This window comes from Allobosea sp. CER48 (assembly GCF_044752385.1).
Classification (GTDB): Bacteria; Pseudomonadota; Alphaproteobacteria; order Rhizobiales; family Beijerinckiaceae; genus Allobosea.
In genome coordinates this window covers 1-15,290 of record NZ_JBIWYK010000022.1, presented here as the reverse complement: position 1 = coordinate 15,290, position 15,290 = coordinate 1, and the positions used below count along the sequence as shown (strand labels likewise).

The window sequence follows — 15,290 nt, the reverse complement described above, 5'->3', positions numbered from 1 at the left end:
GACGCTGCTCGACCGCGACGTGCTGGGCTGGATGCGGACCGGGGAAGGGTTGGACCGCGGCCTGCTGATCGCCCTGGAAGAGACTCGCGCCATCATCGAGCCGGCCGCGGCGGCACTCGCGGCGCATCGCGCGACCGCGGACGACCATGCCCGCATCTCTGCGGCGCTGGCCGCCATGGAAGCCGGCCAGGACGATCCGCAAGCCGCGATCGCCGCCGACAAGCAGTTCCATCTCGCGATCCTGGACGCCACGCACAATCCGGTGCTGCGCAGTTTCCGCGGCGCGATCGACGCGATCCTGAGCGCGGTGTTCGACATGGCGGTCGGCGTCTTCGCCGGCAACCTTCCGAACCATGCCGCCGTCGCCCATGCGATCGCGGCAGGCGATGCCGCATCCGCGCGACAGGCCATGGAACAGGTGCTCGGCTACACGCAGGGCCACCTTCTGTCCGGCACAGGCACCGCTGTGCTCAAGACCGAAAAGAAAATCGCCAAACCGGGAGAAACGCCATGAAACTGAAGACGCTGATGCTCGCCGCAAGCTTCGCGACGATCGCCTTTTCCGCTTCCGCAGCCTGGCCGGAGCGCCCCGTCACACTGGTCGTGCCCTGGGCGGCCGGCGGCGGCACCGACGCTGTCGCGCGCATCCTCGCGGCCGGGCTGGAGAAGGAACTCGGCAAGCCGGTCAACGTCGTCAACCGCACCGGCGGCGGCGGCGTGGTCGGCCATACCGAAATCGTCAACGCCAAGCCCGACGGCTACACGATCGGCCTCGCGACGGCCGAGGTGACGACCTATTACTGGTCCAATACCGCACCCTTCACCTACGAGAAGCTGACTCCGATCGCGCTGGTCAATTTCGACTCCGCCGCGTTCAATGTCGCCGCCAACGGTCCATGGACCAACCTGCGCGCCGCGCTGGACGACATCCGCAAGCAGCCCGCCGGGCACTACAAGCTCTCGGGCATGGCAGCCGGCGCCGCCTATCACCTCGCGTTTGCCGGTCTCCTCCAGCTCGAGGGCATCAACCCGAAGAGCGTCACCGTGGTTCCGAGCCAGGGCGCGGCGCCCGGCTTCCAGGAACTCGCCTCCGGCGGCGTGCAGATCGTCCCCTCCTCCCTGCCCGAGGGCAAGCCCATGTTCGACGCCGGCCGCGTCAAGGCGCTGGCGGTGATGTCCAAGGACAAGATCTCCGCGTTCCCTGCCGTTCCGACAGTCAAGGAGGCGATCGGCAAGGAGTATGAGGGCGGCACATGGCGCGGCCTGGCTGCGCCTGCGGGCATTCCCGCCGACGTCGCGGCGCGCCTCGTCGAGGTGACCGAGAAAGTCGCGAACTCCGAAGCCTACAAGAGCTTTCTCGCCGAGCGCGGCTTCGGCTACGCCTACGAGAAGGGCTCCGCCTTCGGCGAATTCCTCGCGAAGCAGCACAAGCAGAACGGCGAGATCATGGGCGCTCTCGGCCTGCGCCTGCGCCAGTAGCCGAACCGTTTCGTCAACGCACGCGCGGTGGCCCGGTCGCCGCGCGTGTCGCTTCGCACCCTGGCAGGCGAACCATGAAATTCAACGATCTCTTTGCAGGGCTGCTGGTCCTGATGGTGGCGGCTGCGGTGGCCTTTGCGGCGCGCAGCCTCCCGAACCCCGCCGAGCAGCCCCTCGGCCCCTCGGCCTTCCCGCTGATCCTCTCGGGCCTGCTCGCGCTCTGCGCTGCAATCCTCGCCGTCAATGGCGCGCGGACGATCCCGCGCGGCCCGCTGGTTGCGCGCGCCGACTGGGCGCGCAACGGCGGCGCCGTTCTGCGCCTGCTGCTCGTGCCGGCCGCAGTGATCTTCTACGTCCTCTGCGCCGACACGCTCGGCTTCCTGCCGTGCGCCGCGCTGATCCTGGCCGTGCTCTTCCTCGCCGGCGGCGTGGGCCCGCTGCAGGCCCTCGCCCTCGCCTGCGCCGCCGCGCTGGTAATCCACTCGCTCTTCTATCTCGGCCTCGGCGTGCAATTGCCGTGGGGGCCACTCGAACCCTTCCGCTGGTGAGGCCGCGATGCTCGACGCCTATTTGACCGCGCTGGGGATGGTCCTCGATCCCTATGTCCTCTTCGTCATAGCCGCCTCGGCGATCTACGGCCTCGTCGTCGGCTGCATTCCCGGCCTTTCCGCCACCATGGCGACGGCGCTGCTGGTGCCGCTCACCTTCTTCATGCCGCCGGTCCCGGCGATCGCCGCCATCGTGACAACGAGCACGATGGCAATCTTCTCCGGCGATATCCCGGGCTGCCTGCTGCGCATCCCCGGCACGCCGGCCTCGGCCGCCTATGTCGACGACTCCTACCAGATGACCCTGAAGGGCAAGCCCGAGCTCGCCCTTGGCATCGGCCTCTGGTTCTCCGTGATCGGCGGGCTGTTCGGCACGGCGGTGATGATGGTGGCGTCACCGGCCATTGCCGATTTCGCCCTCGGCTTCGGTTCGGTCGAGTTCTTCTGGATCGTGATGCTCGGCCTCGGCGGCGCGGTCTTCATCGGCTCGTCGACGCCGCTCAAGGCCTGCATCGCCCTGCTGATCGGCCTGCTCATCGCCATGGTCGGCATGAACAATCCGGCCGGTCAGCCGCGTTTCACCTTCGACTCGACCGAAATGCTCGGCGGCGTCTCGCTGATCCCGATGATGGTGGGCATGTTCGCCTGCTCCGAGGTGATGCGGCACATGATCAGCGGCGGTGGCGCCCCCCAGGTCGTCATCCGCAAGATCGGGCCGATCTTCGCCAATATGTGGCAGCTGACCAAGCAGTACCCGTGGCAGCTCCTGCGCGGCAGCGCGCTCGGAACGATCATCGGAATCCAGCCTGGCAGCGGCGCCGACATGGCCGCGTGGATGTCCTATGCCATGAGCAAACGCCTCTCCAAGGAGCCGGAGAAGTTCGGCACCGGCCATCCGGAGGGGTTGATCGAGGCCGGTGCCTCCAACAACAGCTCGCTCGCCGGCGCCTGGATTCCGGCCCTGGTCTTCGGCATCCCCGGCGACTCGATCACGGCCATCGCGATCGGCGTGCTGATGATGAAGAACATGGCACCGGGGCCGACGATCTTCGTCAACAACCCGGAGAACGTCTATGCGCTCTTCCTGGTCTTCGTGATCGCCAATCTTGTGATGCTTCCGCTCGGCTGGGCCATCATCAAGGTCGCGACCCGGGTGCTCACCGTCCCGCGCAAGATGCTGATGCCGATCATCCTGCTCTTCGCCATCGTCGGCTCCTACGCGATCAACAACTCGCTCTTCGATGTCGGGCTCATGCTGGCCTTCGGCGTCCTCGCGTTCGTGCTGGAGGAGAACGACTTCCCGGTCGCTCCCGTCATCCTCGGCGTGGTGCTCGGCCCGCTGCTGGAAGAGTATTTCATCAACTCGATGATCAAGTCCGACGGCAGGCTCATCGGCCTCGTCGACCGGCCGATCGCGGCAGTGCTGGCCGTCATCACGGTCACAATCGTCGGCTGGACGATCGTCGCTTCGATCAGAGGCACCAGGACGAGGGCACTCCCCGCCGAAGGCTGAGCGACGCTCGCTTGCTCTGGCGGTTCATGCCCGAGCAAGCTCTCCGATTTTCATCTTCCGGTGTCGAAAGCGTCGCGCGCACGACGCACGACATCCAGAAAGGCCTTGATGACGCGGCCGGTCACGCGCTGCTTCAGCACGACCACATGCGCATAGGTGTAGACCTCCGCTCCCTCGATCGGGATCAAAGTCAGGGCCTCATCCGGAACGAACTCCGCCTCCGAGACGTAGCTGATGCCAAGACCGCGGATCACCGCTTCGCGGACAGCTTCGCGGCTGCCGATCTCCATGACCAGCCGCGGTTTGGTGCCGGTCTCGGCCAATGCCGCCTCGAAAGCGCGCCGCGTGGTCGAGCCTTGCTCGCGCACGATCATCGGCTCGCCCTCCAGCTCCGGCAGCCGGATGCTGCTGCGCCCGGCCAGGCGATGATCGCGCCGCGCGAACACCACGACCGGATGGCGCCGGTAGGGAACGGTCAGAAGCCTGTCGTCCTCGTCGAGATAGGCGAGCACCGCAACGTCGCACTTGTAGCTGGCGAGGTCGTCGAGCACCTCGGTGGAGTTCCCGATCTTCACCGCCAGTTCGATGCCCGGATAGGCTTGGTTGAAGGCAGCGAGCATCTCCGTGACATGGAACGGCCCGACGGCGCCGATCGAAAGCCGGCCCGTCCGAAGCTCACGCGTCTCGGACAGGAAGGCGAGCGCTTCGGCTTCTTCCGCAAAGAGCCTTGTCGTGATGGTGAGAAGCTGCCGCCCGGTATCGCTGAGTTCGCGCCGCCTGCCGCGCTTGACGAAGAGCTCGACCCCGAACTCGTGCTCGAGAGCACCGATCTGGGCGGTGAGCGTCGGCTGGCTGATGTTGTAGGCCTCTGCGGCGGCGTTGAAGCCGCCCGCATTCGCGACATTGTGGAACGAACGAAGCTGGGTGTAACGCATAGGAAAAAGCTATCTGTTTCGCACAAAAAATCAATTTGTTTGAGCCTTTCTCCTCTGTGACCATCCCCTTCAACGACGCCACCAAAGGCGCGCGACAGCGAGGATGGAACGCATGAACTGGGCGTACTGGAATCCCGTCAGGGTCCGTTTCGGAACGGGATTGTTCGACGAGCTCGGGCAACTGATCGGCGGCCGGCGCTGGGCGCTGGTGACCTACGATCAGCCGATCTTTCGGGACCTGTCCGCCCGCCTTGCGAAAGCGGCCGGCGCGCCCGTGGTCACGATCAGCAACATCGAAACCAATCCGGATTGCTCCGATCTCGTGGAATCCTGCCGGCAGTTCAGCGCCGCCGCGGACGCGCCGGAGGTCATCGTCGCGCTGGGCGGCGGCTCGATGATCGACGCCGCGAAGGTGCTGGCCGCAAGCGGCGGCGACTTCGAAACAGTGCGGCGCCACCTGGTCGACAAGCGGCCGCTCGACGCCGACGCGATCATCCCGATCATCGCCGTGCCGACCACGGCCGGCACCGGCAGCGAGGTCACGTCCTGGGCCACCGTCTGGGACTCCGCCAATGGCAGCAAGTATTCGCTCGCCCATCCACGACTCTATCCGGAAACGGCGGTTCTCGACCCGGCCCTGACGGTCGCCGCCCCGCGCGGACTGACGCTGGCGACCGGGCTCGACGCGCTCTCGCATGCGCTCGAGAGCATCTGGAACGTCAATGGCAATCCGGTTTCGGCCAACTACGCGGTCGAGGCCGCCAGGGAGATCATCGACACCCTGCCAACGCTGCTGGACGGCCTCGGCGACGTCGACCTGCGTGCCCGGCAGATGCGGGCGAGCCTCCTCGCGGGCCTGGCCTTCTCCAACACCAAGACCGCGCTGGCGCACAACATCTCCTACGACATCACGCTGAAGAGCGGCACGATCCACGGCATCGCGTGCTCGTTCTCGCTACCGATCGTGATGCGCTGGGCCACCGGCGTGCAGCCGCAATGCGACGCGGCGCTGCGGCGCGTGTTCGGCGCCGATCTCGACGCCGGTGCGGAGCGGCTCGAAGCCTTCCTGAAAAACCTGGGCGTCAGGACCGATCCGGCCGCCTACGACATCACGCCGTCCGAGTGGGATCGCCTGGTCGACAAGGCCATGCAGGGCGAGCGCGGCCGCAACTTCATCGGGAGGCTGCCCGCCAAAGCAGCCTGACATCTCGCGAAACCGGGCAATCCCGCCCCTCGTTCACCGGCAAGGTCAAAGACCACCGGATCATCTGGGAGGATGACATGAACCTATCGCGTCGGAAGATCATGACCGGGGTACTCGCCGGGGCAGGCGCCGCCCTGGCCATGCCGCGGATCGGCCAGGCCCAGACGAAGCTCATCAAGGTCGGCCTCATCCCGTCGGAAGATTCGCGCGCCATGCTCGAATCCAGCCAGCAATTGCTCGATGCCCTGGAGAAGAACCTCGGCATCAAGGTCCAGGGCTTCGTCGCGGCCGACTATAACGGCGTGATCGAGGCGATGCGCTCCAACCATATCGACGTCGCCTATCTCGGCCCGTTCTCCTATGTGTTGGGCACGACGGTGGCGCCGATCGAGGCCTTTGCCACGGCGGAGACAGCGAAATCCGGGCGCACCTTCTACCACAGCCAGATCATCGCCCGGAAAGACAGCGGCATCAAAGCGGTCAAGGACTTGAAGGGGCGGACCTTCGCCTTCGTCGACCCTTCCTCGACCTCCGGCCATCTCTTTCCGAAGGCGGGGCTGATGAAGCTCGGCTTCGACCCGGAGAAGGATTTCGGGCGCGTGCTGTTCACCGGCTCGCATGATGCCAACGCGCTCGCCGTCGCCAACAAGCGCGTCGACGCGGCGACGATCGCGGACCGCATCTTCGATGCAGCAGTGCAGAAGAAGCTGGTCGATCCGGCCGAGATCGAAGTCGTCTGGCGCTCCGATCCGATTCCGGAATCGCCGACCTGCTGGCGCAAGAACCTGCCCGACGAACTGAAGAAGCAGATCAAGACCGCCTTCCTCAACATCAAGGACATCACCTGGGCGGATCAGGGCAAGCTCAACCGCTTCGTCGAGACCGGCGACCAGGCCTACGACATCATCCGCGAGACGGCGAAAACGCTGAAACTCGACCTCGGCAAGATGAAGTAGGCCCCGGCGCTTCGACGGAGACATCGAGATGATCAAGATCGAGGGCCTGAAGAAGTCCTATGCCGGGCGCCCGGTGCTCCAGGGCATCGACCTCACCGTCAAGGCCGGCGAATTCCTGGTGGTGCTGGGACCAAGCGGAGCGGGCAAATCGACGCTGCTGCGCTGCATCAACGGCTTGGCGCAACCTGATGCCGGGCGCACCATGATCGACGGCACCGTGTTCGATGCCAGGCGCAACACGCGCGGGCCCCGGCCGGTGGCGATGATCTTCCAGCACCACAATCTGGTGAAGCGGCTGTCGGTGCTGAAGAACGTACTGGTCGGCCGCATGGCTGGCCTGTCCTCCTTCCTCAGCATGCTGCAGCTCTTCCCAAGACGCGATGTCGAGATCGCGATGGAGGCGCTGGTGCGGGTGGAGCTGCCGCACAAGGCGAACTCGCGCGGCGACCAGCTCTCGGGCGGAGAGCAGCAGCGTGTCGGCATCGCCCGCGCGCTGGCGCAGCAGCCGGCGGTCATCCTCTGCGACGAGCCGGTCGCGAGCCTCGACCCGAAGACCTCGCGCGTGGTGCTCGGCTATCTCAAGGCGATCTGCAAGGAGGAGGGAATCGCGGTGATCTGCAACCTTCACCAGGTCGATTATGCCGTCGAGTTCGGCGAGCGCATCGTCGGCCTGAGCGGCGGCAAGGTGATCTTCGACGATACGCCGGACCATCTGACGGCGGAGATCGTCCACAAGATCTACCCGGGCCTCGAAGACCCAGGTATCGCGCGCGTCCTCAAGCCTCGCCCCGCCGGCCAGCCTGCCGCCGCCACTCCGATGATCGCCGTCGCGACGGCTTGAACGAGACAGGACCCGATCATGTCATTCGGTCATTTGCAGCTCGTCCTGCGGCCGCCGCAGGGCCGCTTCGGCTGGTGGGGCGTCGCGGGAATCTCGCTGGCGCTCGCAATCTTCCTCTGGTGGGCGGCGCTGGGCTCGCAGATCAACGCGGCCAATCTCTGGAACGGCATCCCCTATATGTGGGACTTCCTGGTCCGGATGATGCCGCCCAATCCGGAGTTCCTCGAACGTCTCTGGAAGCCGGCCCTGGAAAGCCTGCAGGTCGCGGTCTGGGGCACGCTGCTCGGCGTCGTCATCGCCCTGCCGGTCTGCTTCTTCGCGGCGCGAAACCTGAGCCCGAGCCCCGTCGTCTTCCATGCGACGCGGCAGCTGCTCAACTGCATGCGCGGCATCAACGAGATCATCCTGGCACTGATCTTCGTCGCCGCCATCGGGCTCGGCCCCTTCGCCGGCGTGCTGGCACTCGCCATCCACGGCGCCGGCATGCTCGGCAAGTTCTTCGCGGAGGCGATGGAGGACATCGACGAGGGGCCGCTGGAGGCCTTCCGCTCGGCCGGCGTCGGCCCGTTCAAGACCTTCTTCTTCGGCGTGCTTCCGCAGGTCCTGCCGGCCTGGCTCGGGACGATCTTCTACCGGCTGGAGACCAATGTCCGGCAGTCGACGGTGCTCGGCATGGTCGGCGCAGGCGGCATCGGCTTCGAGCTCGTCTCCTCGATGAAGCTCTTCAAGTACCAGGACACGGCGACCTGCATCCTCGTCATCCTCGCGATGGTGCTGGTGGCCGACCTTGTCTCGTCACGCGTCAGGGCGCTGATCCGCTGATCGGCGCCCGCAAAGGGGAAACGTCATGAACATGCATTCGCAGGTTGGGTCTGATGTGGTTGCGAACGGACGCAATTATGCCCGGCCGGGGTGTCCGACGGTGGTGATCTGCATGGACGGCTCGGAGCCGGCCTATATCGAGGCGGCGAGCGCCAAGGGGCTGACGCCGAACCTGGACCGGATCATGCGGACGGGCGCCAGCACCCACGCCTATTCGGTGATCCCGAGCTTCACCAACCCGAACAACCTGTCGATCATCACCGGCCGGCCGCCGGCGGTGCACGGCATCGCCGGCAACTTCTTCTACGACCGCGAGGCCAGGGAAGAGGTGATGATGAACGATGCCCGCTTCCTGCGGGCGCCGACCATCCTGGCCGCGTTCCAGAAGGCCGGCTTCAAGGTCGCGATGGTCACCGCCAAGGACAAGCTGCGCACCCTGCTCGGCAAGGGGCTGGACTTCGCCTCCGGCAGCGCGATCGCCTTCTCCTCGGAGAAGGCCGACAGGGCCAATAAGGCGGAGAACGGCATCGCCGACGTGCTCGACTTCGTCGGCATGCCGGTGCCGTCGGTCTATTCGGCCGATCTTTCCGAGTTCGTCTTCGCCGCCGGCGTCAAGCTGCTGGAGAGCTTCAAGCCGGACCTGATGTATCTCTCGACCACCGACTACGTGCAGCACAAGGCCGCGCCGGGCTCGGAGATGGCCGACAGCTTCTACGCCATGTTCGACGGTTATGTCGGCAGGCTCGACGCGCCCGGCTGCACCCTGGTGATCACCGCCGACCACGGCATGAACGACAAGCATCTGCCCGATGGCGAGCCCGACGTCGTCTATCTCCAGACCCTGATGGACGAATGGTACGGCCGGGGCACGATGCGCGTGATCCTGCCGATCACCGACCCCTATGTGGTCCATCACGGCGCGCTCGGCTCCTTCGCCACGGTCTACCTGCCCGATGGCGCCGATCAGGCCGAAGTGGCGGCCCGGATCTCCGGCATCGAGGGCATCGCGCTGGCGGTGACCTCGGCGGAAGCCTGCGAGCGCTTCGAGCTGCCGGCCGACCGGATCGGCGACGTCGTGGTCGTCTCGACCCGGCAGAAGGTGATCGGCACCTCGCCCGACAAGCACGATCTCTCCGGCCTGACCGAGCCGCTGCGCTCGCATGGCGGCATCACCGAGCAGCGCGTGCCGATGATCGCCAACCGGCCGATCACGGTGCCGGAAGGCCGCATTCTCCGCAATTTCGACGTCTTCGACGTCGCCCTGAACCTGGTGAACTGAGATGAACGCGACGGTGAAGCCGCCGGTGCGGCGCGAGGCGATGCGGATCGCCGGCAAGCTGGTCTCGACCGACGACATGGTCGAGGTCCGCAACCCCTATGACGACAGCGTCGTCGGGCTGATCCCGGCCGCCCGGCCCGAGCATGTCCGCGAGGCCTTCGCCAAGGCGAAGGCGTTCAGGCCGAAGCTGACCCGCTACGAGCGCCAGCAGATCCTGCAGAAGACCGCCGAGCTGCTGCGCGACCGCAAGGAGGCGTTCGCCCGGCTGATCACGGCCGAGGCCGGGCTGTGCTGGAAGGACTCGCTCTACGAGGCCAGCCGCGCCTACGACGTCTGGTCCTTCGCGGCGCAGCTCACCATCAAGGACGATGGCGAGATGTTCTCCTGCGACATCTCGCCGAACGGCAAGGCGCGCAAGATCTTCACCACCCGCCAGCCGCTGCTCGGCGTGATCTCGGCGATCACCCCGTTCAACCACCCGCTCAACATGGTCAGCCACAAGCTCGCCCCGGCGATCGCGACCAACAACCGCCTCGTGCTCAAGCCGACCGAGCTGACGCCGCTGACGGCGCTGGCGCTCGCCGACGTGCTCTACGAGGCCGGCCTGCCGCCGGAGATGCTCTCGGTCGTCACCGGCAACCCCTCGACCATGGGCGATGCGATGATCACCGATCCCGATGCCGATCTGGTGACCTTCACCGGCTCGGTGCGCGTCGGCAAGCACATCGCCGACAAGGCCGGCTACAAGCGCATCGTGCTCGAGCTCGGCGGCAACGACCCGCTGATCGTCATGGAGGATGCCGATCTCGACAAGGCGGCCGAGCTCGCCGTCACCGGCGCGACCAAGAACTCGGGCCAGCGCTGCACCGCGGTGAAGCGCATCCTGGTGGTCGAGAGCGTCGCCGACGCCTTCTCGAAGCTGGTCGTCGAGAAGGCCAGGAAGCTGAAATGCGGCGACCCGATGGATCCCGACACCGATGTCGGCACCGTCATCAACGCCCGCTCGGCCGCGCTCTTCCAGGCGCGCGTCGACGACGCCGCGAGCAAGGGCGCACAGGTGCTCCACGGCAAGCGGGCGGAAGGGGCGCTGTTCCATCCGACCGTCGTCGACCACATCCCCCATGACTGCGAACTGGTGCACGAGGAGACCTTCGGCCCGGTGATCCCGATCGTGCGCGTGCCCGACGACATCGCCGAGGTCATCCGCATCTCGAACTCGACCGCCTATGGCCTCTCCTCCGGCATCTGCACCAACCGCTTCGACTACATCCAGCGCTTCGTCGCCGAGCTCGAAGTCGGTACCGTCAATGTCTGGGAGGTCCCGGGATACCGCATCGAGATGTCACCCTTCGGCGGCATCAAGGACTCCGGCCTCGGATACAAGGAGGGCGTCGTCGAAGCCATGAAGTCCTTCACCAACGTCAAAACATGGTCCCAGCCCTGGTCCGCATAACCAGGAAGACCAGCGCAGGCGGAGCGATCCGCCTGCGTTTTACTATGTCAGGGGAAAACGCCGAAAGAGCGCTCAAACCAATCAGAACGAGGGGATGAGAACATGAAGAACTGGCTTGCTTCCTGCGTATTCGGGGCACTGGCGCTGGCGTTGCCCGGCGTTGCCCAGGCCCAGAAGACGAAGGTCACGATCTACACCGCTCTCGAGAACGACCAGCTCGCACCCTTCAAGGCCTCGATCGAGAAGGCCGTGCCGGAGGCCGAGGTGGTCTGGGTCCGCGACTCCACCGGCGTCATCACCGCCCGCTTCCTGGCCGAGAAGGACAATCCGCGCGCCGACATGGTGATGGGGCTGGCGGCCTCGAGCCTGCTCATGTTCGAGAAGGCCGGCCTTCTCGAAACCTACAAGCCCGCCGGCGCCGATGCGCTGAAGCCGGCGTTCCGTGACGGCAAGGAGCCCTATACCTGGACCGGCATGGACGCCTATCTCGGCGTCGTCTGCTTCAACACCGCCGAGGCCAAGGGCGTGCCGGTGCCGAGTTCCTGGAAGGACCTGCTCAATCCCGCCCTCAAGGGCAAGATCGTGATGCCGCACCCGGCCTCGTCGGGCACCGGCTACCTGATGGTCGCCGGCTGGCTGCAGAGCATGGGCGAGACGGAAGGCTGGAAGTTCATGGACGGGCTGCACGAGAATATCGGCGCCTATCTGCATTCCGGCTCGGCCCCTTGCGTCCAGGCCGCCCGCGGCGAGCGCACCGTCGGCCTGGCGCTCGACATGCGCGGCGCCTCCGAGAAGACCAAGGGCGCGCCGATGGAAGTGATCATTCCGAAGGAGGGCGTGGGCTGGGAGATGGAGGCCAGCGCCATCGTCAAGGGAGCCAGGAACCTCGCCGCAGCCAAGAAGATCGCGGACTGGTCGACCACCAAGGAGGCTAACGAGCTCTACTCCAAGACCTACGCCATCGTGGCTGCGCCCGGCGTCGAGAACAAGCCGGCAAACTATCCCGCCAATGCCGAGGCGGGGATGATCAAGAACGATCTCGGCTGGATGGCCGACAACCGCGAGCGCGTGCTCGCGGAATGGTCGAAGCGCTACGAGTCCAAGGCGGCGCCGAAGAACTGAGCCTTTGCCATGCCGCCGGCCGGCACATGCGGCCGGCGGCATGGTCTGTGCAAGACGCAGGAGAGTGGCCTCGCATTTGCCCGCGAGCCCGATCTCTGCCGTTCAGATGAAGGTCGGCACGATGACCACGACTACGACCCCGTTTCTCTCGATCCGTGACCTCGCCAAGAATTTCGGTGCGTTCCGGGCGCTGCACGACATCGATCTCGATATCCGGCGCGGCGAATTCGTCTGCTTCCTCGGCCCGTCCGGCTGCGGCAAGACCACCTTGCTGCGGGCCATCGCCGGCCTCGACCAGCAGGACCGCGGCACGATCCAGATGGGCGGCCGCGACGTGTCGCACGCCAGCCCCTCGGAGCGCGATTTCGGCATCGTCTTCCAGTCCTACGCGCTGTTTCCCAACCTGACGGTCAGCGACAATGTCGGCTACGGGCTGGTCAACCGGCGCCGTTCCGCCGGCGATATCGCCCGGCGCGTCGAGGAGCTGCTGACGCTCGTCGGTCTCCCCGACCAGGGCAAGAAGTATCCGATCCAGCTTTCGGGCGGGCAGCAGCAGCGCGTGGCGCTGGCACGCGCACTCGCCACCTCGCCGGAGCTGCTGCTTCTCGACGAGCCGCTCTCCGCCCTGGACGCCAAGGTCCGCCTGCGGCTGCGCGACGAGATGCGCTCGCTGCAGCAGAGGCTGGGCGTGACCACGATCATGGTGACGCACGACCAGGAGGAAGCGCTCGCCATGGCCGACCGCATCGTCGTGATGCGGGACGGGGCGGTCGAGCAGGTCGGCTCGCCGGAGGAGATCTACCGGCGCCCGGCCACGCCCTTCGTCGCCGATTTCGTCGGGCATATGACCTTCATGGACGCGGTCGTGACCGGTCCCGGGAAGGTCCGTGTCGACCAGCTCGACCTGCTGGTGGCGGACGCCAAGCCCTTCGCCGCCGGCACGCCTGTGCGGCTGGCGATGCGGCCGGAAGAGGTCCGCACCCGCGGCATCGGCGCGGAGACGCCGAACGCCTTCGAGGCGCGGATCGGAGACCTGGCCTTCCTCGGCTCCTATTGCAGGGCGCATCTGGAGCCGACCGGCTCGCGCTCCACCCGGATCGCCGCCGACTTCTCGACCAACGCGATGCGCGATCTCGGCATCACGCCGGGACAGGTGCGCACCGTGGCTTTTCCCCCCGAGGCCTTGCATGTCTTTGCGGGGGAGGCACGATGAGCGACCTCGCACAACCGCTGACGATGACAGATGCGTCCATGAAGGTAGCGCCGGTGAGGATCAGCGAGCGCCACGTCGCCGGGGCGCTGATCCTGGCGCTGTGCGCGGTGCTTGTCCTGATCATAGCCCTGCCGCTCTGGGCGCTGCTCTCGAAGAGCCTCGAGGATACGCAGGGGCGCTTCGTCGGCCTGGCGAATTTCGTCAGCTACGCGACGAACCCGACCCTGTTCGCGTCGCTGCTGAACAGCCTCTTCGTCGCGAGCGTGACCACGGTCATCGTGGTGCCGCTGGCCTTCCTCTACGCCTATGCCCTGCGCCGCAGCTGCATTCCCGCGAAGGGCCTGTTCCATGCAGCGGCGATGATCCCGGTCTTCGCGCCCTCGCTGCTCTCGGGCCTTGCCCTCATCTACGTCTTCGGCAACCAGGGCATCCTGAAATCCTGGATGATGGGCGCCTCGCTCTACGGGCCGGTCGGCATCATCGCCGCCGAGGCGCTCTATAGCTTTCCTCATGCCATGCTGATCCTGGTCACCGCGCTGGCGCTCTCGGACGGCCGGCTGCGCGAGGCGGCGGAGGCGATGGGCACCACACGCTGGCGCATCTTCCGGACGATCACGCTGCCGGGCGCGCGCTACGGCGTGATCAGCGCCGCCTTCGTGGTATTCACGCTGGTCATCACCGATTTCGGCATTCCCAAGGTCATCGGCGGGCAGTTCAGCGTGCTGGCCACCGACGCCTACAAGCAGGTCGTCGGCCAGCAGAACTTCCCGATGGGCGCCGTCGTCGGAATCATCCTGCTCGTGCCGGCGGTGCTGGCCTTCTTCGTCGACCGTGTCGTGCAGCGTCGCCAGAGCGCCATGCTCTCGGCCCGTGCCGTGCCCTATGTCCCGCATCCCGAACGCCGCCGCGACCTGGCCCTGCTGGGTTTCGTCGCCGTGATCGCATTCGCCATCGTCGGCCCCTATGCGATCGCCTTCTGGGGCTCCTTCGTCAAGTACTGGCCCTACAACCTGTCGCTGACGCTGGGCAACTACGACTTCGCCGCCGTCGAGCCGGATGGCTGGGCTCCCTATGGCAACTCGCTCCTGCTGGCTTCGCTGACGGCGGTCATCGGCACGGCGCTGATCTTCACCGGCGCCTACCTGATCGAGAAGGTGAAGCTGTTTCCGCGGCTTCGCGGCTTCGCCCAGTTCCTGGCGATGCTGCCGATGGCGGTGCCCGGACTGGTGCTGGGCCTCGGCTATGTCTTCTTCTTCAATGCCGGCTGGAACCCGCTCGGCTTCCTGTACGGGACGCTGACGATCCTGGTGATCAACACCGTCGCGCACTTCTACACCGTCGGGCACATCACGGCCCTGACCAGCCTGAAGCAGCTCGACAGCGAGTTCGAGTCGGTCTCCGCCTCGCTCAAGGTGCCGTTCTGGTCGACCTTCCGCCGTGTCACCGCGCCGATCTGCCTGCCGGCGATCCTCGACATCGCGGTCTATGTCTTCGTCAACGCGCTGACGACGGTCTCGGCGGTGATCTTCCTCTATGGGGCAGACACCAAGCTCGCCTCGATCGCGATCGTCCACATGGACGAGGCGGGCGCGATGGCCTCGGCCGCCGGCATGGCCAGCATCATCATGATCACCGCCATCGCGGTGAAGCTCGCCCATGCCGGCCTGGACCGGCTCGTCTTCGGCCGCCTGCAGCGCTGGCGGCTGCGCTAGCTGCGGGCGGGGCGCCATGACCGGACAGACGCCAACCCAGATCCTGCTGGCGCTCGCCGGCGAGGTCGCCCTGCTGCTGTGGAGCGTGCAGATGGTGACGGCCGGCATCACGGCTGCATTCGGCAGCCGGTTGCGCGCCGTGCTCGCCAATGGCCTCGACAGCCGCTGGCGCGCCTTCGGGGCAGGGCTCGTCGTGACGGCAGGGCTCCAGTC

Annotated in this window: 14 protein-coding genes and 1 pseudogene; 14 read left to right on the top strand and 1 reads right to left on the bottom strand. The window is 66.4% G+C overall.

Annotated features, from left to right (window positions below; all coding sequences use genetic code 11):
• From ACIPIA_RS02035 to ACIPIA_RS02020, 4 genes are all read left to right on the top strand, one after another.
• Positions 1-514, top strand: a 514-nt coding sequence (locus tag ACIPIA_RS02035) for a FadR/GntR family transcriptional regulator (RefSeq protein WP_400506173.1), incomplete at its 5' end; no start/stop codon positions are given.
• Entirely contained in the window at positions 511-1,479 is a 969-nt protein-coding gene (locus tag ACIPIA_RS02030; RefSeq protein ID WP_400506171.1) for a tripartite tricarboxylate transporter substrate binding protein, read from the top strand. The genes ACIPIA_RS02035 and ACIPIA_RS02030, both read left to right, overlap by 4 nt.
• Before the next feature lie 74 nt (positions 1,480-1,553).
• Positions 1,554-2,027 carry a tripartite tricarboxylate transporter TctB family protein gene (locus ACIPIA_RS02025; protein WP_400506169.1) on the top strand — a complete coding sequence of 158 codons (474 nt, stop codon included), beginning with the start codon at positions 1,554-1,556 and terminating at the stop codon, positions 2,025-2,027.
• Positions 2,028-2,034: 7 nt separating this feature from the next.
• The gene (locus tag ACIPIA_RS02020) at positions 2,035-3,540 is read left to right on the top strand and encodes a tripartite tricarboxylate transporter permease (protein ID WP_400506167.1); all 1,506 of its coding nucleotides are present in this window, start codon (positions 2,035-2,037) and stop codon (positions 3,538-3,540) included.
• 50 nt (positions 3,541-3,590) lie between these two features.
• Here ACIPIA_RS02020 and ACIPIA_RS02015 read toward each other — a convergent pair whose 3' ends face one another.
• On the bottom strand, positions 3,591-4,475 hold the full coding sequence (locus tag ACIPIA_RS02015; RefSeq protein ID WP_400506165.1) for a LysR substrate-binding domain-containing protein: 885 nt from the start codon (positions 4,473-4,475) through the stop codon (positions 3,591-3,593).
• Positions 4,476-4,587: 112 nt separating this feature from the next.
• Between ACIPIA_RS02015 and psrA the strand changes: the two genes are divergently transcribed.
• The 10 genes and pseudogenes from psrA to ACIPIA_RS01965 all read left to right on the top strand — a co-directional run.
• Positions 4,588-5,679: an iron-containing alcohol dehydrogenase PsrA gene (gene psrA / locus ACIPIA_RS02010; RefSeq protein ID WP_400506163.1), complete on the top strand. Its 1,092-nt coding sequence runs from the start codon at positions 4,588-4,590 to the stop codon at positions 5,677-5,679.
• Positions 5,680-5,756: 77 nt separating this feature from the next.
• Positions 5,757-6,635 carry a phosphonate ABC transporter substrate-binding protein gene (phnD, locus tag ACIPIA_RS02005; RefSeq protein WP_400506161.1) on the top strand — a complete coding sequence of 293 codons (879 nt, stop codon included), beginning with the start codon at positions 5,757-5,759 and terminating at the stop codon, positions 6,633-6,635.
• A gap of 28 nt (positions 6,636-6,663) precedes the next feature.
• Entirely contained in the window at positions 6,664-7,476 is an 813-nt protein-coding gene (gene phnC, locus ACIPIA_RS02000; protein WP_400506158.1) for a phosphonate ABC transporter ATP-binding protein, read from the top strand.
• Between the two features lie 18 nt (positions 7,477-7,494).
• A complete protein-coding gene (phnE, locus tag ACIPIA_RS01995; protein WP_400506156.1) occupies positions 7,495-8,298 on the top strand; it encodes a phosphonate ABC transporter, permease protein PhnE in 804 nt (267 codons plus the stop codon).
• A 25-nt stretch (positions 8,299-8,323) separates the two neighbouring features.
• Positions 8,324-9,577, top strand: coding sequence for a phosphonoacetate hydrolase (phnA, locus tag ACIPIA_RS01990; protein ID WP_400506153.1), 1,254 nt, complete (start codon positions 8,324-8,326; stop codon positions 9,575-9,577).
• Position 9,578: 1 nt separating this feature from the next.
• Complete coding sequence (gene phnY, locus ACIPIA_RS01985; protein ID WP_400506151.1) at positions 9,579-11,030, top strand: phosphonoacetaldehyde dehydrogenase; 1,452 nt, start codon at positions 9,579-9,581, stop codon at positions 11,028-11,030.
• A 102-nt stretch (positions 11,031-11,132) separates the two neighbouring features.
• Positions 11,133-12,152, top strand: a complete 1,020-nt coding sequence (locus ACIPIA_RS01980) for a putative 2-aminoethylphosphonate ABC transporter substrate-binding protein (RefSeq protein WP_400506149.1) — start codon at positions 11,133-11,135, stop codon at positions 12,150-12,152.
• A gap of 106 nt (positions 12,153-12,258) precedes the next feature.
• Positions 12,259-13,365: a putative 2-aminoethylphosphonate ABC transporter ATP-binding protein gene (locus ACIPIA_RS01975; RefSeq protein WP_465246948.1), complete on the top strand. Its 1,107-nt coding sequence runs from the start codon at positions 12,259-12,261 to the stop codon at positions 13,363-13,365.
• Positions 13,366-13,403: 38 nt separating this feature from the next.
• Positions 13,404-15,077 carry a putative 2-aminoethylphosphonate ABC transporter permease subunit gene (locus ACIPIA_RS01970; protein ID WP_400506145.1) on the top strand — a complete coding sequence of 558 codons (1,674 nt, stop codon included), beginning with the start codon at positions 13,404-13,406 and terminating at the stop codon, positions 15,075-15,077.
• Between the two features lie 16 nt (positions 15,078-15,093).
• Positions 15,094-15,290, top strand: a pseudogene (locus tag ACIPIA_RS01965) (Na/Pi cotransporter family protein); the annotation flags it as partial.